This window comes from Cryobacterium fucosi (genome assembly GCF_004403515.1).
GTDB classification, from domain to species: domain Bacteria; phylum Actinomycetota; class Actinomycetes; order Actinomycetales; family Microbacteriaceae; genus Cryobacterium; species Cryobacterium fucosi.
Genome location: NZ_SOHH01000038.1, coordinates 43,361 through 64,231, shown reverse-complemented (window position 1 = coordinate 64,231; position 20,871 = coordinate 43,361). Strand labels below are relative to the sequence as shown.

Below are 20,871 nucleotides of genomic sequence, written 5' to 3'. Positions count from 1 at the left end.
TCTCGACAGGCTCGACCACCGGCTCGGGGTGCGGGGTGGCGGCGGGGTGGCGGCGGGGGCTCGACCGGCTCGAGCACCGGGGCTCGAGCACCGGGGTCAGGGGCGGCCGTACTCCTCGAGCAGGCGCAGCCAGATCTCGCTCATCGTCGGGTAGCTCGGCACGGCGTGCCAGAGCCTGCCGATCGGCACCTCGCCGACCACGGCGATCGTCGCCGCGTGCAGCAGCTCCGCGACGTCCGGACCGACGAACGTGACTCCGAGCAGCACCTCCCGGTCGAGGTCGACGATCGCCCGGGCCGTCCCGGTGTAGCCGTCGGCGTGCACGCTCGACCCGGCGACCCAGCCCAGGTTGTAGTCGAGCACCCGGATGCGATGCCCGGCCTTCTCCGCGGCCGCCTGCGTCAGTCCGACCGACGCGACCTCTGGGTCGCCGAAGGTCACCTGGGGGACCGCGGCGTGGTCGGCGGTGGCGACGTGGGTTCCCCAGGGTGCGTCATCGACCGGCCGACCGGCGGCCCGTGCGGCGATCACGTCGCCGGCGGCCCTGGCCTGGTACTTCCCCTGGTGGGTGAACAGGGCCCGGTGGTTGACGTCCCCGGTCGCGTACAGCCAGTGCCCCGCCAGCTCCGGCGCGGCGCCCCGCACGAGCATGGTGTCGTCGACCGTGAGCCACTCGCCCGGGGTGAGCCCGACCGTCTCGAGGCCGAGGTCACCGGTGTGCGGCACCCGGCCGGTGGCGACCAGCACCTCGGCGGCCGTGACCGTCGTGCCGTCGTCGAGGGTGAGCGCGACCTGGCCGTCTTCGGTGCGCGCGGCGCCCGTCGTGGACACCCCGGTGAGGACCGTGACGCCGCTCTCCCGGAGCGAGGCCGTGACGAGGTCCGCCGCGAACGGCTCCATCCCGCCGAGCAGGCCGTGGCGCACGATCATCGTGACGGTGGCGCCGAGGGTTGCGTAGGCGGTGGCCATCTCGACCGCGACGACGCCCCCGCCGATGACGGCGAGGCCCGCCGGGATTCTCTGGGCGCTGGTGGCCTCTCGGCTGGTCCACGGCGCGACCTCGGCCAGGCCGGGGATGTCGGGCAGCAGTGCGGCGGACCCGGTGCTCACGACCACCGCGTGGGCCGCCGTCAGCACGGTCGTGGAGCCGTTCTGGTGGGTCACGGTCACCTCGCGCACCCCGGTCAGCCGGGCGTGGCCGCGCACGAGGGCGATCCCGGACTTCTCCAGCCAGCTCACCTGGCCCTCGTCCGACCAGTTGCTCGTGAAGGAATCGCGGCGGCGCAGCACGGCCGCGACATCCAGTTCGCCGGTGACGGCTTCGGCCGCGCCGCCGACGCGCCCGGCGGCGGTGACGGCGGCCCCGCTGCGGAGGAGTGCCTTCGAGGGCATGCAGGCCCAGTACGAGCATTCGCCGCCGACCAGTTCACTCTCGACGATCACCGTGCGCAGGCCGCCCTGCACCGTGCGGTCGGCGACGTTCTCCCCCACCGCCCCGGCGCCGATCACGATCACGTCATAGTCCGTGGTGGTGGTGGTGGTGGTGGTGCTGCTGCTTCCGGTCGGTTCGGCCATTGCTGTTCTCCTGACTTCCGGGTGGGGGTGAGGTCGTGGGGCGGGGGCTGTTCCGGCTCAGCGGCCGATGAAGGTCGCCGGCGTGCGGGTCAGGAACGACTCCATGCCGATCCGGGAATCCTCGGTCGCGGCGAGGCGGGCCAAAGCCGGCTGCAGTCGGGCCTCGGCCGCGGCGACGCCGTCGCGCACGGCGGTGCGGGCATTCGCGAGCGTAGCCTGCACGGCGAGCGGCGCCTGGCCGGCGACGCGCTCGGCCAGCTCGAGGGCGCGGTCGAATTCGGTGCCGTCCGGCACGACCTCCTGCACCAGTCCGATCCGGTGGGCTTCGGCCGCATCGAACATGTCGCCGGTGAGGATCCATCGCATCGCGTTTCCCCAGCCCGCGGTGCGGGGGAAACGGAGGGTGGCGCCGCCGAAGGGGAGGATCCCGCGGGCCACCTCGATCTGCCCGAACCGGGTGGACTCGGCCGCGACCGAGATGTCGCTGGCCAGCATGAGCTCGATGCCGAGGGTGAGGCAGGTGCCCTGCACGGCGATCACGACGGGCTTGGACAGGCTCTGGCCGCCGACCTGCCAGGGGTGGATGCCGCCCTCCGGCACGATGTCGATGCCGTCCGGCCCGAGACGTGGCCCGATGTCGGCCAGGTCGAGGCCGGCGGTGAAGTGGTCGCCGACCGCATAGACCAGGCCGACGCGGAGTTCGGGGTCGCGCTCCAGCTCCCCGTAGGCGAGCGCGAGCTGCTGCAGCAGCGCAAGGTCGGCGGCATTGCGCTTCTCCGGCCGGTTGAACCCGATCAGGAACACGTGTCCCCGCCGCTCGGTGATGATCCTCGGCTGGTCGGGAACGGTGTCTTGCAGGCTCACGGATGCCTCCCTCGGCGTCGTGACGCTCGGCGCGTCGGTCCCATGCTACGGGTCGGGCTTCCGGATGCGCTGACGGGAACCCCCGGTCAGCGCGTGAGGGCCCCGATGATGCGGAGGATGCTCGGCAGGTCGTCGGGAGCGGCCTCCGGCGAGGCAGGGGCGAAGCCGGCGATGGTCGCCCCGGCGAGGGTGAACTCGCCGCGCAGGGCGGTGATCGTGCGGTTGAGCGCCTCGACGCTCAGCCCGAACGGCATCAGGTCGGCCAGGCCGGCCAGGATCGCCGGGTCGAGCACGTCGAGGTCGATATGCAGGTAGAACGAGCTCGCACCGGTGGCGCGCACCGCGGCGAGCAGGGCGTCGGGGGAGGCGAGGTCGTCGATGGAGAGGCTCGCGACCTTGCGTTCCCGGATGAGTTCCGCCTCGGCCGGATCGATGTCCCGCGCCCCGCCGAGGATCACCCGCTGCAGCGGCACGCGGTCGTCACCGGTCAGCGCCAGACCGTCGGTGCCCTCTCCGGTGATGGCGCGCAGCACCATGCCGTTGAACGCGCCGGACGGGGACGTCTCCGCCGTGTGCAGGTCAGGGTGTGCGTCGAGCCAGACCAGGGCGAGGTCGGCCGGATGCTGCCGGGCGGCGTGTTCGACGGACGCGAGGGACACCCCGCAGTCACCGCCGATCGTCAGCACCGGCGTCGCGGCGGAGCGCAGCGCCGACGCCAGGCGCTCGCGCACCATGACCAGGGTGGAGAACCGGTCGATCCCGGTGTCGAGGGCGTCGCCTGCCTCGACCGGGACGGGCACCTCCCGCGTCGCGGACGCGGGAAGATCTCCTCGGATGGCCTCCGCACCGTCACTCAGGCGCATCGCGCGAGGAGAAACCGAACCCTGCCACTGCGGCACAACAACGAAGGTGGGAGCCATACCCTCAGTATGCTCCCCTCCGCTTGCGGCGTGCGAGCGTGTGGCGCGCGAGCGGCACCCCCGGCTACTGGTCCCGGTACCGCCGCGCGGCGGTCGTGGCGTCCCGGAGCTCACCGGCGTTGAGGCGCGGACCGTAGCCGGGGGTGTCGCGCTGGATCCGCCAGCCCTCGGCGAGCGGGCCGAGGTTGACGGTGTCGAAGCCGAAATCGTCGAGCAGCGCAGTCACCGTGGCGGCGGCCGCAGTGTCATCGCCGGCGACGACGAGAGCGCGTCGGTTCTCCGAGCCGGCGGGCTGGCCATCCGTTGTGAGGTCGGCCGCGTAGATGTGGTTGAACGCCTTCACGACTGTCGAGGTGGGCAGCCGATCCTGCAGCAGCTCGGCGGTGGTCGTGGTTTCGTCGTCGAGGGGGGCGATGTCGCCGTCTCGCTGGGGGTAGTAGTTGTTCGTGTCGATGACGACCTTGCCGGCGAGCTCGCTCACGGGCAGGGTGTCGATCTGGCCCAGCGGGATGGTCACGACGACGAGGTCCCCCGCCGCGGCCGTCTCGGCGGGGGTGGCGGCCCTGGCGCGGGGACCGAGCTCCTCGATGAGGTCGCGCAGGGTTTCCGGTCCGCGCGAGTTGCTGATGACCACGTCATAGCCGTTGGCCACGCCGAGTCGTGCGAGCTGGCTGCCGATGTTGCCGGCGCCGATGAGTCCGATGGTTGTCATGCCATCGACAACGACGGGCGCCGGCAGGGTGTTCCCACCGGCGCCCGATTGCCAGGACTTTTTTCTCGAGCCGGCTACTTCTCGATCTCGCTCGCGCCGCCGGCCTTGAGTGTGGCGAGGCGCGCGTCGACCTCGGTGAGCTCGCCGAGGTCCTCGAGGCTCTCGAACTGGGCGTCGAGGCTGGATGCGGCCAGCTCGCTCGCACCCCGGACCCGGGCCTCCTCGCGGCGGATCTTGTCCTCGAACCGGGAGACCTCGCTGGTCGGGTCCATGATGTCGATGCTCTTGACGGCATCCATCACCTTGGTCTGGGCCTCTGCGGTCTTCGACCGCGCGATCAGTTCGTTCCGCTTGGAGGCCAGCTGGTTCAGCTTCTCCTTCATGGCGTTGAGGCCGTTCTTGAGCTGGGAGACGACGGCCGACTGCGACGCGATCTGCGGCTCGGCGATCTTCGCCTCCTTCTCGGACTGCAGCTGGCGGCCCAGCGCCACCTTCGCCAGGTTGTCGAAGCGGTCGGCGTCGGCCGTGGCTCCCGCCGAACGCAGCTCGTCGGCCTTGCGGCTCGCGGCCAGCGCCTTGCCGCCCCATTCGGCGGCCGCTTCCACGTCTTCGCGGTGGTCGTCCTCAAGCAGGCGCAGGTTGCCGATGGTCTCGGCGATGGCGCTCTCGGCGTCGGCGATGCTATTGGTGTAGTCGCGCACCATCTGGTCGAGCATGAGCTTCGGATCCTCGGCGGAATCCAGGAGCGCATTGATGTTGGCCTTGGCGAGCTGGGCGACGCGGCCGAAGATGGACTGTTTTGTCATTGCAGTGTCCTTTCGAGGGATCAGACGGGGATAAGCCCATTCTGTCGGTGTGTGCTGGGTGAATGTGCCGGTTGTCTGTGAAAAAGCTGGCAGCTGGATGCCGCGGTGAACCTAGAACCTGCCGCCGCCGCCTCGCCGGGAACGGGTGGCCGCCCCGCCGAATCCGCCGGGGATGCCGAAGCCGCCGCCCCCGCCGCGACGCCCGCCCCCGCCTCCGCCGAAGATGCCCCCGCCGCCCCCGCCGCCGCCAAGGATCGAGTTGATGATGATGCCCCCGAGGATGGCGCCCATCATGCCGTTGCCGCTCCCGCCGCGGCTGCCGCCTCCGCCGCCTCCGCCGCCGAAGACGTCGCCGAGGCCGCCTGCCGCCTGTCCGCCCGAGAACTCATTGACGTCGTTCCGGGCGAGGGCGATGGCGTTCGCGGCCAGGGAGTTGGCCCGGGCGGCGGCGGCGAGGGCGGCATCCGGGTTCACGGCGCTCGCCGACTCCGCCTCGACCAGGAGGCGCCCGGCCTCGGCCAGACGCGTGCGCGCCTCCGCGCCGACCGCGCCCCGCCTGGCCGTGATGAAGTCCTCGGCGGCGGAGACCTGGGCGCGGGCGGCCAGCAGGTTCTGGTTCAGGGCCGCCCGGGCGCGTTGCGCGCTGGACACGGCGTCGCGCACGTCCTGCAGCGCCGCGTCCATCTGGGTGTTGGCGACCTCGAGCCTGTGCATCAGCTCGAGCGGGTCGATCCGGGCGGTGGAGAGCCGCCCGGTGACCTCGCTGATGGCCTGCTCGGTGACGGCGATCACGCCGGGCAGGGCGCCGGAGGCGGAGGTGCCGGCAGGGAGCCCGCGCGCGGTGACGAGGTCGGCCTGCAGCTCGGCGAGGGTCGCGGCCACGCCGGCGGTCGCGGTCTGCAGGTCCGAGCCGAGCCGGTCGACGGCGTCCAGCAGCAGTCTTGCCTGGTCGGCCGATTCCTCGGCGGCGCGTACGCCCACGGCCGCGGCGGCGGTCTCTCCGGCGGTCAGGCGCGTGTTCGCCTCGGCCAGGGCCGCCCCGGCGAATGCGATTCGTTCGCGTGCCTGACGCGGGTTGTCGGCGACCGTCGCGATCGCGTTGTCGGTGTACCGGGCGGCCAGGGCGGCCAGGGCCGCATCGGCCGAGGTGACGCGCGCCTCGATCGCGGCGACCTCCTGGGTTGCCGCGGCAATGGCCTCCGGCGCCTTCTTCTCCAGCTGCCGGAGTTCGTCGAAATCGTCGGTCTGTTCGTCGAGGGCCGCGTTGGCCGTGCCGCACAGGTCGATGATCCCGGCATACCAGGCCCGTTGCTGTTCCTCCGAGTCCGGCTCGGAGTCGTCGAGCCGTTGCTGCAGGGTGAACGCCTCGGTGAGCTGCCCCTTCGCGGAGGCCAGGGCGGTCTGGAAGGCGCCCGTCGCCGCGGAACCGTACTGGGCGATTGCGAAGCCGAGCTCCTGTTCGCTCGACTTGACCGCGTCATCCGTCTGCACGAGTGCGCTCGCCGCGCGCCGCTTCAGCTCTGTGGTCGGCAGGGCCTGCAGGCCCGTCGTCGGCGGCCCGGCCGGCGGGAGCGCGGCCTTCCGCCTCCCGCGCACGACGAAGAAGACCACGGCGCCCACGACGAGGAGGGCGATCACGACCAGTATCACCAGGATGATGCCGATCGATCCGCCGGCGGACTGGCCGGGGGAGGCATCCCCCGGGGTGATCTCGGGGGCGGTGATGGCTGTGCCCGTGATGCCGGCGGCGAGGCCGTTCGCCGCGCCGATGGCCGCGCCGGCCCAGTCGTTGACCCGGAGCGCCGGCTCGATCGCGACGGTCTCGACCTCGCGGAGCTGGGCATCCGTCAGGGCGAAGTCGGGGGCGACCGACAATTGGTACTCCCGATCGCCCGTGGCGATGGCCAGCAACACGTCGTTGGTGCCCAGACCGTTGTCGTCGGCGGTCTGGTCGGCCCACTGCTGGCGGTCGGCCACCCCGGTGAACGCGTCGACGTAGACGACGAAGAGGTCGGTGCGCGTGTCGGCATAGAGCCGGTCGAGAGCGGCGGTCACCTCGGCGCTGCGTGTGGTGACCGCGCCGACCTTGTCCGCGATGTGGCTCGCGCCGAACGTGACGGGATCCTCGGCCCAGGCGAGGGTGGGAACGGCCAGGGCGGGAACGGAGACGGCGAACAGGGCCGCCACTGCGACAGGGATCAACCACCGTGACCGCATGGGCACACATCCTCACAAGACCGTCGATACGCTGGTGTTTCTCGTGCCGAGCATAGAACGGTCAGGTGCGACGCGTCCAGGAACCGGCGGCCCCACTTTCGGCGGGCAGGGCAGGCGGCCGATGCGCCGCCGGCGGGCACCCCGGTCCGCACTGTTTCGCACTGTTACGGGTCCGCTGGCGGGATCTCGGTCCAGTCTCCAGACTGGGGAAACCACAACAACCGGGGCGGAGGCGAACATGACCAGGCACTTCTCACCGCCGCAGCTCGCCGCCACGACCCCTGTGGCCTTCGCGCCCGAGCATGGCTCCACCGCGGACCTGCCCCGCCTCGCCGTCGTCGAGGTGACCCGCCACCGCCCGGACCGCCCGGCGTACCACGCCAAGGTCCAGGTGCTCAATGCCTCCGCGGTCTCCGCCGGTGAGCGGGGCGGCTGGCGAGTCACGCGTCTCGCGGCCGCCGACATGACCCCGGCCGAATTGCTCGAGGCGACGGATGACTGCGACGCCATCCTGATCATGGGCGGCGAGGACATCACGCCCCGGTTCTACGGCGGCGCAGACGGCTACGAGGGTGAAACCCGCCACTACGACGCCGCCGACGAGGGGCAGATCGCCCTCGTGCACCGCGCCGTGGCGAGGGACACCCCGCTCCTCGGAATCTGCCGCGGACTGCAGGTCATCAACGTCGCCCTCGGCGGCGGCATCGTGCAGCACATCGAAGACGGCATCCACCGCACTGTGGACGTTCCGGTCGACCAGACCCTGCGCGAGCACCCCGTCGAGCTCCTCGACGGCACCGGGCTGCTCGACAGCCTCGGCTCCGTCGCCGTCTCGGTGCAGAGCGCCCACCACCAGAGCGTCGGCCGGCTCGGCGCCGGTCTGGTTCCCGCGGCTATCGCCCCGGACGGCCTGGTCGAGGCGGTCGAACACGAGTCGGCGCCGATCACCGGAGTGCAGTGGCACCCCGAGGCGCCGGATGCCCCGGCCGAGCAGTTGCCGCTCCTCCTCTCGGCGTTGCAGCGTCAGGTCGCCGACGCACGCGTCGCCGACCTCGTCGCGGCCTGACCGCAGACTCGCATCGAGCGCACCGGCCCGAACCCGGACGAGTTCAACTACATCCCGTAACGGCTCCCGATCCCGTATCGGCTCACGGGAACGTCGCGGCGAGGGCGGCGGAGAGGTCGGCGACGAGGTCGTCGGCGTCTTCCAGCCCCACCGAGAGCCGCAGGTGCCCGAACTCCCGGAACGCCGGCGGGTAGGCCGCCACCCGCGGGCCGGAGGCGTCGACGTGCACGATCAGGGTCTCGTCGTGCCCGAGCGACACGGCGGAGGTGATCACCCGCAGGTTCGACACGAACCGGTTCTGGGTGGCCGCGTCGCCGGCGACCGCGAACGCCATCATGCCGCCGAACCCCTGGCCGAACTGGCGCGCCGCGACGGCGTGCTGCGGATGCGACTCCAGCCCCGGGTAGGCGACGTAGGCCACCCGCGGGTCGGCCTCGAGGAACTCCGCGATCGCCTGCGCCGAGGCGCAGTGCTGGCGCAGGCGAAGGGGCAGGGTGACCGAGCCGCGCATGATCAGCCAGGCGTTGAAGGGGCTGATCACTCCGCCGACATCCACCATGGCGTCGAGCTTGATCCGACGGATCAGGTCGGCGCGGCCGATGACGGCGCCGCCCATCGCGTCGCCGTGCCCGTTGATGTACTTCGTCAGGGAGTGCACGACCAGGTCGGCGCCCAGCGCGAGAGGGCGGAACAGCGGCGGGGGAGTGAAGGTGTTGTCGATCGAGAGAAGGGCTCCGGCCTCGTGGGCGATGCGGGCGATCGCCGCGACATCCGTCACCTTGGTGGTCGGGTTGCCGACCGACTCGATGTGCACCAGCCGGGTTTCCGGGCGGATGGCTGCCCGCACGGCGTCCGGGTCGGTCGGGTCGACGAAGCTGGCCTGGATGCCGTATTTCTCCGGCAGCAGCTCGGTGAAGAGCCGGAAGACCGCCTCGTAGGTCACATCCGCGACGACGACGTGGTCACCGGTTCGCAGGAGCGTGAAGAAGACCGCGTGCAGGGCAGCGACGCCGCTCGCGAGGGCGACGGCATCCTCACCGCCCTCGAGCACGGCGAGCTTGCGCTGCAGTCCCAGCTGATTGGACCCGCTGTTGCGGGTGTACAGGGGAACGTCGGTGCCCGACCAGCTCAAGGCCGCCGGGTCGTCGGGGAGCGCGTAGGAATTCGCCATCACGATGGGCGTGCGGAGCGCACCGGACCCGGCGTCGACCTGATTCCCGGCGTGCACCGACTGGGTGGCGAACCCGAGGCTCTGCGGGTCGTGCTTGTCGGGTCTGGGCAGGGTGCGCGGCGAGGTCATGCTTCCAACCTACGGTCGGATGCCGCGGCGCGCCGGAACGTTACGCTCGTCTACATGGGCCAGGGCAGATCACGCAGCACACCGGGGCGCCGGAACCAGAGCCGCCGGTCGGCCTCGCCGGGGTCGGGCTCAGGCGCGGGCGCGTACCTGGCGATTCCGGCGTTTGTCGCTCTCTGCCTGGTGCTGAACGCGATCCGGCCGCTGTCGGTCTGGGTCGCGGCCGTCTATCTGGCCGCGAGTGCGTGCTGCTTCGTGGCCTACGCGGTGGACAAGTCGGCGGCGACAGCGGGCCGCTGGCGAGTACCGGAGAGCACCCTGCTCGTCTGGGGTGCCGTGGGTGGCTGGCCCGGTGCCATCGTCGCCCAGCAGACTCTTCGTCACAAGACGAAGAAGGCGAGCTTTCGTTCGGCCTTCTGGGGGACCGTGGTGCTGAATGTGGTTGCCTTCGTGGGGCTGACCTCGCTGCTGCTGTCCGGAGGGATGGCCGGATAACGGTTCGCGCGTGATTTCGACGGGCTCAATCACCGCCCGGTGGTCGAGCGTGTCTCCGGTGGTCGAGCGTGTCTCCGGTGGTCGAGCTTGTCGAGACCCGGCCGATTTCGACGGGCTCATTCACCGCCCGGTGGTCGAGCGTGTCCCCGGTGGTCGAGCTTGTCGAGACCCGGTGCGCCGGTCAGATCAGCGGGAGCAAGTCCGCGGTGCTGGTGACCGTGGCGAACCCGCCGGCGGCCAGGTTCAGCGCCGTCATGCGCATGACCTCATCGGCCGTGGCCGACAGAGTGGTCCCGTTCCGTGGTGCCACTTCGACCAGTCCGAAGGTGCGGGTGGCGTCCAGGGGAACGATCACGTCGTAGCCGAGGTTGCCGCCCATCCGGGCCGTGGTTTCCACGCACATATTGGTCTGGATGCCGCACATCACGAGCTGACGGATGCCCTGCCGGCCCAGCCACTGGTGCAGGTCCGGGTCGCCGATGAAGGCGGAGTTGACGTTCTTGGTCACCAACAGGCTGGCCGGGAGCGCGGCGACGCTCGGTTTGAGCGCATTGCCGGGCTGCCCCGGATGGAGCGACGATCCCGCATTCTTACTGTCGTGGCGCACGACGACGATCGGTCGGCCGGTCGAGACCCAGGCCGCGGCGAGGGCGTCGATGTTGTCCTCACAGCCGGGATTGGTAGTGGAGCCCCATTCGGATTCGTCGAAACCCTGCTGCACATCGATGATGACGAGTGCCGCGTTCTTGTCAATGCTGGTCATTCCTCAATCAAACCCCCTTTTGCCTGCACCGCGCGCCGTGGCGGGCATCCGTTTTGGACACGGAGGACGCGCAGGCCGATCGATGTCGTGATTGGCTCCCGCTGCCCGCCGGAGTGCACGATGTCCGAACCGTCGACGGTGAGCTGGCTTGCGTGGCAGCGGAGGGCAGCGGTCACGGTGGCCAGGTGCCGGTCGAGGGCGAACCACTCGCCGTCGTCGGCGCGGTCGTGCAGGATCTCCGCGAGGGGCGTGCCGACGATGCCGCACGCGGCGAGGGCGGCCACGTGCGTCCGGACATGGTCTGGGTGGCCGTAGCCCCCGCCGCTGTCGTAGCTGATGACGAGCGCCGGCCGCAGCGCCAGGATGAGGGCGGCGACATCCGCCACCACCTCGTGCAGGGGTGCGATCGCGAGGGCGTCGTCGTCGACGTCGTCCGCCGGTCCGGCCAGGCCCGGGCGGATCCAGGTCATGCCCGAGTCCCGGTAGCGGCGCGGAGCCAGACCGGCTGCCCGCGCGGGGGGCTCGCCGAGCCAGAACCGTTCCGAGACTCCGAGCGCGGCCGCGGCCCGCTGCAACTCTTCTTCCCGCGCCGTGGTGAGCGCGGCGGTGCCCTCGAGGCCCGAGAGCGGCCCGGGAACGACCTCGCCACGCTCGCCGCGGGAGGCGGTGAGCAGCGAAACCCGGATGCCTCGCTCGATCATTTCCGCGATCAGCGCCCCCGTTGAGATCGTCTCATCGTCGGGGTGGGCGTGCACGAGGAGCACGGATGCGCCCAAGTCGAGCAGGCTCACGCGATCGCGAGGTGCTGGTGGTGGTCGGCGCCGGGGCCGGCGAGAGCACGGTAGACGACCAGCAGGCCGGCCGCTGACCGGGGCCAGTCCAGGTCTTCCGCATGCTCGCGCCCCGCGACGGACAGGCGCCTGGCCAGTCCGGGGTTCGACAGGATCGTCGTGATGGCTCCGGCCCAGGCCGCCGGGTCGCGCGACTCGAGCACCACGCCGGTGTCGCCGTGCAGCACGGCCTCGCGCAGGCCGCCGGATGCCGCGGCGACCACGGGCACGCCGCTCGCCGCGCCCTCGAGGGCGACCAGGCCGAAGGTCTCCGAGTGGGAGGGGATGAGCACCACGCGTGCCCCGCGCAGCAGGGCGGCCAGGGCGACCCGGGACTGCGGTCCGACGAACCGCACCCCGGCTTCGATCCCGTGCCGGGACGCGAGTGCCTTCAGCTCGTCGACGTAGCCGTCGAAGTCGGCCGAGGCATCCCCCGCGATGACCAGGTCGGGGCGCACCGCTTCCGGCACCGCCGCGATGGCCTCGATCGCCAGGTCCAGGCCCTTCAGCGGCTGCAGGCGCGCGGCCACGATCGCATAGCCGCGGCCAGCGCCGGGTTCCGGCGTGGTCGGACGGAAGAGGCTCCCGTCGACGCCGGGCGGCACGATCGCGACGCGATCCGGTGAACCGCCGAGGCGCTCCACCACGGTGTCGGCCTCGGCCGCGCTGATCGCCACGACGGCGTCGGATTCGCGGGCCAGCCAGGCCTCGCCGGCCATTCGACCCGGGGATTCCGGGCGTTCACCGGCCGACAGCGGGGTGGACTCGTCGGCCGCGATGCTGTGGAAGCTCTGCACGTGCGGCACCCCGCGGAGACGGGCGAGAGGCAGGGCGGCCATCCCGGAGAACCAGTGGTGGGAGTGGTAGACGTCGTACGGGCCGAGGGCGCTCATCCGCAGCCGGAACTCGTCGATGAAAGCCTCGTGGTCGCCCTTCGCCACGGGCTCCGCCGGGCCGGCGTCGAGGAACCGCAGGGTGACCCCCGGGGTGAGCTGCACGTTGCCGGCCAGCTCGAACGACGAGCGCCGGGTCAGGATGTCGACGGTGTGGCCTGCCGCCGCCAGGGCTTCCGCCTGCTGGCGGACCACGACATTCATGCCTCCGGCGTCACCCGAACCTGGCTCCGCGCCCGGCGAGGTGTGCAGGCAGACGAGGGCGATGTGGAGGGGAGGCAACGGGTGAGGCACCAGAAGAGCGTAGCCCAGCAGATTCGGCGTTCTCTGGGAGGCCTGCCCGGCGAGCGCGCCAACTTCGCCGCTGCGCGCCAGGCACGCCGGGCGCGCAGCGGCGCTTCGGGCGCGCTCGAGGCGAGCGGGCCCCGAAAAAAGGTCAGGTCATTGGCCAGTTGCCCGGCCTACGGCCTCGTCGCGCAGGTCCGGGAAGCGGGCGCACGTTCTGCCGTGCGCCCGCTTCTCAAACCTGCGCCGCGAGCCGGGTCCAGCCGCCGCGAACTCGATGACAAGCCGCCTCACCGTCGGCATCGAGCGCAAGGACGGCCACTGGGCCCGGGTCTATGCCGCGGCAGCAAGCCCTGCCGCGAGCGGAGTCGTCGGCCTGCCGATGAGGCGGGCAAGGTCACCGCTGGTCTCGGCGAGCAGGCCGTCACGGATGTTGGCGTCGAGCCCGACGATGAAGCCCACCGTGCCCTCGTCCAGCCCGAAGCCCGCGAGCATATTCGAATGCTCCGACGGTGTGAGGTTGCGGAAGGTCACGTCCCTGCCGATCAGCGTTCCGATCGTCGCCGCGAGTTCGTCGAAGTCCCAGGCGTGGTCGCCCGAGAGCTCGAGAGTGCGGCCCGCGAGGGAGTCGTCCAGGAGGGCGATCGCCGCGGCATCCGCATAGTCGGCCCGGCTGGCGCTGGCGACCCTGCCGGAACCGACGCTCGCGACGATCTCCCCTGACTGGCGCGCCTTCTCGATCTCCCCGGTGTAGTTCTCGGTGTACCAGCCGTTGCGCAGGATCGTGAACGGAACCCCGGACGCCACCAGGAACTCCTCGGTCGCCTTGTGCTCGGGGGCCAGCAGCAGGCCTGAGGTGGTGGCCTTGGGCGCGCTGGTGTAGACGATGCGGCTCGCGCCGGCGTCTGTGGCCGCCGTGATCACGGTGGAGTGTTGGAGGAAGCGCCGGCCGAGCTCGGAGCCCGACACCAGGGCGATCACGTCGCCGGGCGTGACGACCGTGGTCACCGTCTCGGGCCTCGCGTAGTCGAGCACGGCCGTCCTCACGCCGAGTTCGGCCAGAGCCGGGAGCTTGTTCGCATTGCGGGCCGTGGCGATGATGTCGGCGGGAGCCGCGCCGCGTGCGAGCAGGGACTCGACGATGAGACGGCCGAGGTGGCCGGTGGTGGCCGTGACGATGTATGACATGTGATGCCCTTTCGGTTGCTTGCCGGTGTCAACGACAGGCCAGCGCCATTACTTCCCCAACGCAGGTACCCACTTTTTGGTAAGCTACCCCCATGAAGGTAAGTTTCGAGGTTTCCCGCGCGCGGCCCGGCGCGGTCGGCGGCCTGTATCCGGCGAAGTGCGCCACCCGAACGGTGCTTGACCATGTGACCAGCAAGTGGGGCGTGCTGGTGCTGCTGGCGCTCGAGCAGGAGTCCCTGCGCTGGGGCGAGCTGCGGCGGTCCATCGAGGGAATCAGTGAGAAGATGCTCGCGTCGACCTTGCGCACGCTCGAGGCGGACGGTTTCGTCAACCGGGAGGCGCAGGCATCCATCCCGCCGCGTGTCGACTATGAGCTGACGGAGCGGGGCCGCGAACTCACCCGCCGCCTGTTACCCCTGATGGACTGGATCGCCGACAACGCGGATGAGATCGTGGCGCCGTGACAGCGAAGCGACTCAGCGGGTCGTGACGGTGCCGCCGAGTGAGGCGACGGCGCGCAGCAGGCGGGGGCCGGCGGCGAACCAGGCCACGACCATCACGGCCAGCGACGCGGCGAAGATCCAGAACCCGGTCCAGCCGTCGCCGCTCGTCGCCGCGTACATGTGGTTCAGATTGCGGAGGGCGCCGGTCGCGAGGACCAGCGTGACGTGCACCGCGATGAAGACAAGGAAGAAGACCATCACGCCGACATGAACGACCCTGGTCGGGGCGAGCGGGATCAGTTTGCTGAGTCTGCGCGAGGTCCAGAGCGGAGACAGCCGGATGCCGGTGGCCAGGGCGAGGGGGGCGGCCACGAACACGATGCTGAAGTAACTCAGCGTCTGCAAGGCGTTGTAGTTCACCCAGCCGTCGCCGACGGGCCAGCCCAGTGACGCGTACTGGATCGCGGCGGAGACGGCGTTCGGGACGATGTCCCAGCTGACCGGCACGATTCGCACCCACTGGCCGGTGGCGAAGAGCAGCACGTAGAAGACCAGCCCGTTGAGCACCCAGAGGAGGTCGACGGTGAGGTGCAGCCAGAGATTGATTCCCATCCGGGTCGGTGCCCGCCTGGTGCGCAGGGCGCCGGTGTTCCGCCGGGTCCAGAACGTGGTCGGCCGCCCGGCCGTGCGAACCTGCCAGCCCGAGCGCACGATGAACAGGATGAAGAAGACATTGAGGCCGTGCTGCCAGGCGAGCCAGGCGGGAAACCCGACGGGCGCCCAGGCCGGCAGCGGTGAGGCGCCCGGATAGTCGACCAGGAAGGACTCGACCGCGGGCAGGGCGCGAATGCCCTTCGCGGCGAGCACGGCCCCGGCAAGGGCAAGGACCGCGACTGGGACGGCCCAGGCCAGCGTGAACCAGATGCTCCGGCCCGGGCCGAAGAGCCGGGAGCTCTCCGCGGTCACCGTTCACCCCGCCGGGCGATCGCGTTGTGCGGCATGAGGTTGGGTCTTCCTGGTCAGGCGGAAACGCTCGGCAGGCCGGCGCGGAGTGCCGACTATGCCATCATCGACCATTTCGCCATCGCTGGTGCGGTGCGCCGTAAAGCAACGAAACCTCGTGCCAGCCGGGCCATGCCGCGCCCGGTGTAGATCACCTGCACCTGGCGGGAGTCTTCGCCACTCAGGGCGCCAGTCGTCGTCCCGGCAGGCGACGATTTCGGTCGGCCGGAACTCGGAGGCCAGCCGGGTGATGATGTCGAGCAGCCCGCGGACGGCGTTCACGGTGATCGGTCACGCGGGCATGCTCCCACAACAGGGTCGGAACGCCGAGCTCCGGTGATCGAGCCTGTCGAGATCGCGTCCCGGTGATCGAGCCTGTCGAGATCGCGCCCCGGTGATCGAGCCTGTCGAGATCCCCGCGTCTCGACAGGCTCGACGACCGGTCCGGGCTCGGCACCGTCGGTGATCGAGCCTGTCGAGATCCCCGTCTCGCCCTCCAAGATTTCGCACAGCGCGGCATACATCGCTGCTAGCTTGACGACGTGGGCACAGTACCCGCGGCCACCCTGGGGCGGCACGGAGTCGGGCAGGGCTCAACAGACAGAGGGGAATCGACGATGTCACGTATGTTGACGCCGGTGCGGGGATTCTGGGTCGGGGCGGTTCTCACCGTCCTCGGCCTGGCCGTCGGAACGTTCCTCATCACCGTGATGTTCGGCCTCGGCGGCGGGCAGGAGCTGGCATCGAATGAAGCTGTCCGATTCGTGGTCTATTTCTTCGCCGGTGCACTGCTGCCACTGGGGCTGACGTTGATGGCCTTGTCCCTGGTTGCCAGGGCACTCGTCCACCCGCCCAGTATCAGCGAGACGGGCCTCACCGAGGATCGTGAGGATGCGCCGTCGGTTCCCCCGCGAGTCAACTCTCGAATCGCCGTGGCGATCGGGCTGGCGCTTTTGGTCCTGGGCCTGGCGAGCCAGCTCTATTTGGAGCAATGGACGTTCGCAATCCAGGGCGATGCGACCTTCTTCAGAGATTTCGTGGTCTATCTCGCACCGTTGTTGAACGCGGTCATGCTTCCGCTTGGCGTGCTGCTGATTGCCTGCGCGTGGATTCTCCGGATCGTGGAGGAGCGTCGAATCTTCAACGCGTAGGGACGCAAGTCCGGGCCGGTTCTGCGCCTCAGTGTCGGTCGGCGACGACGTCCTCGAGGATGCGGGCTGCGATTTCGGCCGGCGTGCGCCCGGATGTGTCGATCACGGTGGTTTCCGTCGCAAGCCACGGCAGCGCGTCCTGAAAGGCCGGGATTCGGGCGAGACGCCAGTCCACCGCGCTGGGCTCCTTGGCGTCCCGAGCGATGCGTTTCTCGAGTTCCTCGGGTTGCGCGGTGAGAGTGAATGCGCGCATTTCGACGTCGGCGGAGGCGAATCCGGTGGTCAATTCGTGCCAATAGGCGTGTGTGAACACGGATTGAGGGATCACGAGATCGCACTCGAGGCATGCCACCAACTCGATGGCAGTGGCAACGACCAGGGCGCGCCATGCAGGCCAATCCTGGAAGTCGGTGACTGGGCGCTTGGCGTTGAGCGCGTGACGCAGCATCTGGCCGACTTCTTCGGTATCGAAGAGGACCCTGGACTCATCACGCTCACACAGCGATCGAGCGACAGCCGTCTTGCCTCCGCCGAACGGTCCGTTGAGCCAGATGATCACGTTCAGACTCTATAGCTGGAAGAGCCTGTCGCCGGGAGCGGGGCATCCGTCGGGAACCTGTATCGACTGTGGGTCGAGGCGTGCGCCGCCCGCGGTCGCCGGAGTGGCCGAGCGGGCTCGGCCGAAGTTCGACCGTGCAGAATGCTGGATCACTGCCGAGGATCCGGCCACCGGGATCCTCGGGTTCGTGCTGGCGACGAGACCACGCAGCGGGTGGGCTCTCGACGGGCTCGACCACCGGCGGGTGGGGTCTCGACGGGCTCGACCACCGGCGGGTGGGGTCTCGACGGGCTCGACCACCGGCGGGTGGGGTCTCGACGGGCTCGACCACCGGCGGGTGGGCTCTCGACGGGCTCGACCACCGGTTGACCGCCTCGGCCACCGGGTGAGCGGCTCGACCACCGGCTGACGGACTCGACCACCGGCTTGCGGGCTCAAACGCCGCCCGTTCGCTCGACCACCGGCGGACCGGCAGACTCATCAGGTGCCCCCAGGCAGATTCGAACTGCCGCCCCTGCCTCCGGAGGGCAGTGCTCTATCCCCTGAGCTATGGGGGCCAAGGAAAACACTAGGTTATCAGCATCCTGGGGCCCGGTGGTTCGCTTCGACCGCGATCTGCCGGTCGCACGTCGCCGCAGAGGGGCGGCGACGGCGACCTTCCGGCTACTGGAGGTGCGAGAGTGCAGCCGACATGAGCTGCTCGGCGTCGCCCGGCTCGCCGAAAACGGGGGAGCTGAAGGTGACCCAGTACTTCTCGGTGAAGACCTGAGCCTCGCCGTTCCCGCCCTTGGTGGTGAAGAACCCGGAGACGGGCGTGGCGCCGTAGGTGGGAACGGGGTTGCTGGAGGCGATGGCCTTGTCGGTCAGCGTGGTCATCAGAACCGGGTTGGGCAGGGCCACCGAGATCTCGATGATCTCGCCGCTGGTCTGGTTGAGCAGACCGCAGGCGAGGCCCTGGTAGGACAGCGCCGTCTTGGCGGTCGCCGACGTTGCCGTGAAGCCGGGCGCGGTGCCGTAGTTCGGGTTGAACGCGTAAACGTCGTCCGGGGTGAGCAACTGGTCGCAGGTCAGCGTGACCGCGGCTCCGGCCGGGGTGGGCGTGGGCGTCGGAGTCGCGGTGGGGCTCGCGCTCGCCGAGGCGCTCGGCGTGCTGCTGCCCGAGGCCGACGGCGTTGCCGCGGGGGAGCATCCGGTGAGCGCGGCGAGGGCGAGGCTGGCGGTCGCGAGGACAAGGCCGGCACGCAGGCGCCGGCTGCGGAGGAGGGAGCGCGAGAAGGAGTCAGTCACGGGTTGACCCTACCAAGCAGGGGGCCGATAACCGGGCCGGTAAGCTTGGTTTCCGTGACTCCCGCCGAGCTTTCCGAATCCCTGTTCGCCCTGATCCAGCAGTTGGGCGAGCGCCGACGCCAGTCGGGAAGCGAAACCACCCTCGATCTGACCCCCGCCGACGTCACCCTCGAGCGCCCGCGCAACCGCGACCACGGCGACTGGTCCTCCAGCATCGCGATGAAGATCGCCAAGCCGCTCGGCTCGACGCCCCGGGCGGTCGCCGCGCAACTCGCCGAGGGGCTCGAGGCCCTCCCCGACGTCGCCTCCGTCGAAATCGCCGGCCCCGGCTTCGTCAACATCCGCCTCGAGGCCGCCGCCGCCGGCGCGCTCGCGAAGACCATCGTCGACGCCGGGCCGGGCTACGGCACCGGCCACCTCTATGACGGCATCAAGATCAACCTCGAGTTCGTCTCGGCCAACCCCACCGGCCCGATCCACATGGGCGGGGTGCGCTGGGCGGCCGTCGGTGACAGCCTGGCCCGGGTGCTCAAGGCCGAGGGCGCGGATGTCACGCGCGAGTATTACTTCAACGACCACGGATCTCAGATCGACCGGTTCGCCCGCAGCGTGCTGGCCGCCTACCTCGGCGAGCCCACCCCGGAAGACGGCTACGGCGGCGCCTACATCGGCGACATCGCCGACCAGGTCGTCGCGGAATTCGACGGCGACATCGCGTCGCTGCCCAGGGACGAGCAGCAGGAGGTCTTCCGGCAGATCGGCGTGGACCTCATGTTCACCGAGATCAAGGACAAGCTGCACGGCTTCGGCGTGGACTTCGACGTGTACTTCCACGAGGACTCCCTGCACGAGTCCGGCGCCGTCAACCGCGCCATCGCGCGGCTCCGCGAGCAGGGCCACATCTTCGAATCGGACGGCGCCATCTGGCTGCGCACGACAACGTTCGGCGACGACCGCGACCGGGTCATCATCCGTTCCAACGGCGAACCGGCCTACATCTCCGGCGACCTCGGCTACTACCTCGACAAGCGCGAACGCGGCTTCGACCAGAACCTGATCATGCTCGGCGCCGACCACCACGGCTATATCGGCCGGATGATGGCCATGGTCGAGGCGTTCGGCGACGTGCCAGGGGTCAACCTACAGATCCTGATCGGCCAGATGGTCAACCTCGTCAAAGACGGCGAACCGATGCGGATGTCGAAGCGCAACGGCACCATCGTGACCCTCGACGACCTGGTCGACGCCGTCGGCGTGGACGCCGGCCGCTACTCCCTCGTGCGCTCGAGCAGCGACTCGCAGCTGGACATCGACCTCGACCTGCTCGGCAAGCGCACCAACGAGAACCCCGTCTTCTACGTGCAGTACGCGCACGCCCGCACCCGGTCCGTCGCCCGCAACGCGGTCGCCGCCGGCGTGGACCGCTCGGCGTTCTCCCCGGAGCTGCTCACGCATGACAGCGAGTCGGCCCTGCTCGGCGTGCTCCAGGAGTATCCGCGCGTCGTCGGCCAGGCCGCCGAACTGCGGGAGCCCCATCGCATCGCCCGCTACATCGAAGAGGTCGCCGGCTACTACCACCGCTGGTACGACAACTGCCGGGTCATCCCGCTCGGCGACGAACCGGTGACCGACCTGCACCGCACCCGGCTGTGGCTGAACGACGCCACCGGCCAGGTCATCCGCAACGGCCTCGACCTGCTCGGCGTCTCCGCCCCGGAGCGCATGTAATGGCGGACAGGGCAGCACGAACCCGCCGTCGCCGCGGGATGAGCGCGATCGTCATCGCCAGCCTCACGGTGCTGGGACTCATCGCCGCGTTCTTCATCGTCGACGCGGGAGCCCGTAGCTACGCCGAAGGGCGGGTCAAGCAGGAAATCGCCGACAACCTCCCCGACACCGTCACCGGTGACGTCGGCGTGTCCATCGGCGGCATCTCGGTGATCGCCCAATACCTGGCCGGCAGCTTCGACCGGGTCGCACTGACCGCGCCGGCCCTCACCGTCGACGGCGTGGCGGCATCCGTGCGGGTCGTGGCCACCCAGGTCCCCGTCGACCAGGGCAAGCCCGTCGGCGACGTTCGCGGCCTGGTCGACCTGGACCAGACTGCGCTGAACACCCTGCTGCGCAGCTCGCTGGCGGCGGATGCCCCCGACGCCCAACTCGTGCTGGGCGCCGGTGAGGTGAGCTACGCCGGCAGCGTCTCCGTGCTCGGGTTCCCCATCGGCTACGAGGCCACCGCCACCCCGACCGCCGTCGCCGATTCGCTGCTGTTCGCGCCGAAAAGCGCCAAGGTCACCACCGGCTCCGGAAGCATCGACGCGGACCAGCTCCTGCCGCTGATCGTCGGCCAGCAACCGGTCAGGGTGTGCGTGGCGAAGTACCTGCCGGAGGGCGTCAGCCTGGCCGGAGTGAACGTCACGCCGGAGCGGGCGCGGATCACGCTCGAGTCCAGCAGCCTGCTGCTCACCCGCAAGTCGCTCACCACGCTCGGCACCTGCGACGCCGGCTGAGCCGGCAC

Annotated in this window: 20 protein-coding genes, 1 tRNA gene and 1 pseudogene; 6 read left to right on the top strand and 16 right to left on the bottom strand. The window is 70.4% G+C overall.

Annotated elements, in window-relative coordinates:
* Nucleotides 1-96 precede the first annotated feature (96 nt).
* The 6 genes from E3T48_RS03995 to E3T48_RS03970 all read right to left on the bottom strand — a co-directional run bounded on the left by E3T48_RS03995 (nucleotide 97) and on the right by E3T48_RS03970 (nucleotide 7,094).
* On the bottom strand, nucleotides 97-1,575 hold the full coding sequence (locus E3T48_RS03995; protein ID WP_134522552.1) for a dihydrolipoyl dehydrogenase family protein: 1,479 nt from the start codon (nucleotides 1,573-1,575) through the stop codon (nucleotides 97-99).
* A gap of 57 nt (nucleotides 1,576-1,632) precedes the next feature.
* Nucleotides 1,633-2,439, bottom strand: coding sequence for a crotonase/enoyl-CoA hydratase family protein (locus tag E3T48_RS03990; RefSeq protein WP_241986645.1), 807 nt, complete (start codon nucleotides 2,437-2,439; stop codon nucleotides 1,633-1,635).
* An 86-nt stretch (nucleotides 2,440-2,525) separates the two neighbouring features.
* Nucleotides 2,526-3,359 (bottom strand): arginase family protein, encoded by an 834-nt coding sequence (locus E3T48_RS03985; RefSeq protein ID WP_134522551.1) that lies wholly within the window; start codon nucleotides 3,357-3,359, stop codon nucleotides 2,526-2,528.
* A 64-nt stretch (nucleotides 3,360-3,423) separates the two neighbouring features.
* Nucleotides 3,424-4,071, bottom strand: a complete 648-nt coding sequence (locus E3T48_RS03980) for an NADPH-dependent F420 reductase (RefSeq protein WP_134522550.1) — start codon at nucleotides 4,069-4,071, stop codon at nucleotides 3,424-3,426.
* A 74-nt stretch (nucleotides 4,072-4,145) separates the two neighbouring features.
* Nucleotides 4,146-4,877 carry a PspA/IM30 family protein gene (locus E3T48_RS03975; RefSeq protein ID WP_134522549.1) on the bottom strand — a complete coding sequence of 244 codons (732 nt, stop codon included), beginning with the start codon at nucleotides 4,875-4,877 and terminating at the stop codon, nucleotides 4,146-4,148.
* Between the two features lie 111 nt (nucleotides 4,878-4,988).
* The gene (locus tag E3T48_RS03970; RefSeq protein ID WP_134522548.1) at nucleotides 4,989-7,094 is read right to left on the bottom strand and encodes a TPM domain-containing protein; all 2,106 of its coding nucleotides are present in this window, start codon (nucleotides 7,092-7,094) and stop codon (nucleotides 4,989-4,991) included.
* A gap of 238 nt (nucleotides 7,095-7,332) precedes the next feature.
* On the opposite strand from E3T48_RS03970, the gene E3T48_RS03965 reads away from it, so the two are divergent.
* Nucleotides 7,333-8,160: a gamma-glutamyl-gamma-aminobutyrate hydrolase family protein gene (locus E3T48_RS03965; RefSeq protein ID WP_134522547.1), complete on the top strand. Its 828-nt coding sequence runs from the start codon at nucleotides 7,333-7,335 to the stop codon at nucleotides 8,158-8,160.
* Between the two features lie 82 nt (nucleotides 8,161-8,242).
* Here the strand turns inward: E3T48_RS03965 and E3T48_RS03960 are convergent, their stop codons facing one another.
* Nucleotides 8,243-9,460 carry a trans-sulfuration enzyme family protein gene (locus tag E3T48_RS03960; protein ID WP_134522546.1) on the bottom strand — a complete coding sequence of 406 codons (1,218 nt, stop codon included), beginning with the start codon at nucleotides 9,458-9,460 and terminating at the stop codon, nucleotides 8,243-8,245.
* Nucleotides 9,461-9,514: 54 nt separating this feature from the next.
* Between E3T48_RS03960 and E3T48_RS03955 the strand changes: the two genes are divergently transcribed.
* Nucleotides 9,515-9,952 carry a DUF1294 domain-containing protein gene (locus E3T48_RS03955; protein ID WP_134522545.1) on the top strand — a complete coding sequence of 146 codons (438 nt, stop codon included), beginning with the start codon at nucleotides 9,515-9,517 and terminating at the stop codon, nucleotides 9,950-9,952.
* 181 nt (nucleotides 9,953-10,133) lie between these two features.
* Here E3T48_RS03955 and E3T48_RS03950 read toward each other — a convergent pair whose 3' ends face one another.
* The 4 genes from E3T48_RS03950 to E3T48_RS03935 all read right to left on the bottom strand — a co-directional run bounded on the left by E3T48_RS03950 (nucleotide 10,134) and on the right by E3T48_RS03935 (nucleotide 13,911).
* Complete coding sequence (locus E3T48_RS03950; protein WP_134522544.1) at nucleotides 10,134-10,715, bottom strand: cysteine hydrolase family protein; 582 nt, start codon at nucleotides 10,713-10,715, stop codon at nucleotides 10,134-10,136.
* Nucleotides 10,712-11,506, bottom strand: a complete 795-nt coding sequence (locus tag E3T48_RS03945; RefSeq protein ID WP_166789621.1) for a PIG-L deacetylase family protein — start codon at nucleotides 11,504-11,506, stop codon at nucleotides 10,712-10,714. Before E3T48_RS03945 ends, E3T48_RS03950 begins: the two co-directional genes overlap by 4 nt.
* On the bottom strand, nucleotides 11,503-12,732 hold the full coding sequence (locus E3T48_RS03940; protein ID WP_241986644.1) for a glycosyltransferase: 1,230 nt from the start codon (nucleotides 12,730-12,732) through the stop codon (nucleotides 11,503-11,505). The genes E3T48_RS03945 and E3T48_RS03940 overlap by 4 nt, the downstream gene beginning before the upstream one ends.
* 324 nt (nucleotides 12,733-13,056) lie before the next feature.
* A complete protein-coding gene (locus tag E3T48_RS03935) occupies nucleotides 13,057-13,911 on the bottom strand; it encodes an NAD(P)H-binding protein (protein ID WP_134522542.1) in 855 nt (284 codons plus the stop codon).
* A 92-nt stretch (nucleotides 13,912-14,003) separates the two neighbouring features.
* Between E3T48_RS03935 and E3T48_RS03930 the strand changes: the two genes are divergently transcribed.
* Nucleotides 14,004-14,375 (top strand): winged helix-turn-helix transcriptional regulator, encoded by a 372-nt coding sequence (locus E3T48_RS03930; RefSeq protein ID WP_134522541.1) that lies wholly within the window; start codon nucleotides 14,004-14,006, stop codon nucleotides 14,373-14,375.
* Between the two features lie 12 nt (nucleotides 14,376-14,387).
* On the opposite strand, the gene E3T48_RS03925 is transcribed toward E3T48_RS03930, so the two are convergent.
* Together E3T48_RS03925 and E3T48_RS17155 are read right to left on the bottom strand one after the other, a co-directional pair.
* Nucleotides 14,388-15,320 carry a cytochrome b/b6 domain-containing protein gene (locus E3T48_RS03925; RefSeq protein WP_174844128.1) on the bottom strand — a complete coding sequence of 311 codons (933 nt, stop codon included), beginning with the start codon at nucleotides 15,318-15,320 and terminating at the stop codon, nucleotides 14,388-14,390.
* 210 nt (nucleotides 15,321-15,530) lie between these two features.
* Nucleotides 15,531-15,638, bottom strand: a pseudogene (locus E3T48_RS17155) (flap endonuclease); the annotation flags it as partial.
* 344 nt (nucleotides 15,639-15,982) lie between these two features.
* On the opposite strand from E3T48_RS17155, the gene E3T48_RS03915 reads away from it, so the two are divergent.
* On the top strand, nucleotides 15,983-16,507 hold the full coding sequence (locus E3T48_RS03915) for a hypothetical protein (RefSeq protein WP_134522540.1): 525 nt from the start codon (nucleotides 15,983-15,985) through the stop codon (nucleotides 16,505-16,507).
* A gap of 28 nt (nucleotides 16,508-16,535) precedes the next feature.
* Here the strand turns inward: E3T48_RS03915 and E3T48_RS03910 are convergent, their stop codons facing one another.
* The 3 genes from E3T48_RS03910 to E3T48_RS03900 all read right to left on the bottom strand — a co-directional run bounded on the left by E3T48_RS03910 (nucleotide 16,536) and on the right by E3T48_RS03900 (nucleotide 18,353).
* Nucleotides 16,536-17,066 (bottom strand): AAA family ATPase, encoded by a 531-nt coding sequence (locus E3T48_RS03910; protein ID WP_166789620.1) that lies wholly within the window; start codon nucleotides 17,064-17,066, stop codon nucleotides 16,536-16,538.
* Nucleotides 17,067-17,551: 485 nt separating this feature from the next.
* Nucleotides 17,552-17,623: transfer RNA gene (locus E3T48_RS03905), tRNA-Arg, on the bottom strand.
* Between the two features lie 106 nt (nucleotides 17,624-17,729).
* Nucleotides 17,730-18,353: an iron ABC transporter ATP-binding protein gene (locus tag E3T48_RS03900; RefSeq protein ID WP_134522538.1), complete on the bottom strand. Its 624-nt coding sequence runs from the start codon at nucleotides 18,351-18,353 to the stop codon at nucleotides 17,730-17,732.
* Nucleotides 18,354-18,407: 54 nt separating this feature from the next.
* On the opposite strand from E3T48_RS03900, the gene argS reads away from it, so the two are divergent.
* Together argS and E3T48_RS03890 are read left to right on the top strand one after the other, a co-directional pair.
* Complete coding sequence (argS, locus tag E3T48_RS03895; RefSeq protein WP_134522537.1) at nucleotides 18,408-20,081, top strand: arginine--tRNA ligase; 1,674 nt, start codon at nucleotides 18,408-18,410, stop codon at nucleotides 20,079-20,081.
* Nucleotides 20,081-20,863 (top strand): LmeA family phospholipid-binding protein, encoded by a 783-nt coding sequence (locus E3T48_RS03890; RefSeq protein ID WP_134522536.1) that lies wholly within the window; start codon nucleotides 20,081-20,083, stop codon nucleotides 20,861-20,863. The genes argS and E3T48_RS03890 overlap by 1 nt, the downstream gene beginning before the upstream one ends.
* Nucleotides 20,864-20,871: the final 8 nt, after the last annotated feature.

Bases quoted from the DNA above. Each gene is read 5' to 3' on its own strand.
- E3T48_RS03995 (WP_134522552.1), bottom strand. From the start codon at position 1,575: ATGGCCGAACCGACCGGAAGCAGCAGCACCACCACCACCACCACCACC.
- E3T48_RS03985 (WP_134522551.1), bottom strand. From the start codon at position 3,359: ATGGCTCCCACCTTCGTTGTTGTGCCGCAGTGGCAGGGTTCGGTTTCT.
- E3T48_RS03980 (WP_134522550.1), bottom strand. From the start codon at position 4,071: ATGACAACCATCGGACTCATCGGCGCCGGCAACATCGGCAGCCAGCTC.
- E3T48_RS03975 (WP_134522549.1), bottom strand. From the start codon at position 4,877: ATGACAAAACAGTCCATCTTCGGCCGCGTCGCCCAGCTCGCCAAGGCC.
- E3T48_RS03970 (WP_134522548.1), bottom strand. From the start codon at position 7,094: ATGCGGTCACGGTGGTTGATCCCTGTCGCAGTGGCGGCCCTGTTCGCC.
- E3T48_RS03965 (WP_134522547.1), top strand. From the start codon at position 7,333: ATGACCAGGCACTTCTCACCGCCGCAGCTCGCCGCCACGACCCCTGTG.
- E3T48_RS03960 (WP_134522546.1), bottom strand. From the start codon at position 9,460: ATGACCTCGCCGCGCACCCTGCCCAGACCCGACAAGCACGACCCGCAG.
- E3T48_RS03955 (WP_134522545.1), top strand. From the start codon at position 9,515: ATGGGCCAGGGCAGATCACGCAGCACACCGGGGCGCCGGAACCAGAGC.
- E3T48_RS03950 (WP_134522544.1), bottom strand. From the start codon at position 10,715: ATGACCAGCATTGACAAGAACGCGGCACTCGTCATCATCGATGTGCAG.
- E3T48_RS03935 (WP_134522542.1), bottom strand. From the start codon at position 13,911: ATGTCATACATCGTCACGGCCACCACCGGCCACCTCGGCCGTCTCATC.
- E3T48_RS03930 (WP_134522541.1), top strand. From the start codon at position 14,004: ATGAAGGTAAGTTTCGAGGTTTCCCGCGCGCGGCCCGGCGCGGTCGGC.
- E3T48_RS03915 (WP_134522540.1), top strand. From the start codon at position 15,983: ATGTTGACGCCGGTGCGGGGATTCTGGGTCGGGGCGGTTCTCACCGTC.
- E3T48_RS03890 (WP_134522536.1), top strand. From the start codon at position 20,081: ATGGCGGACAGGGCAGCACGAACCCGCCGTCGCCGCGGGATGAGCGCG.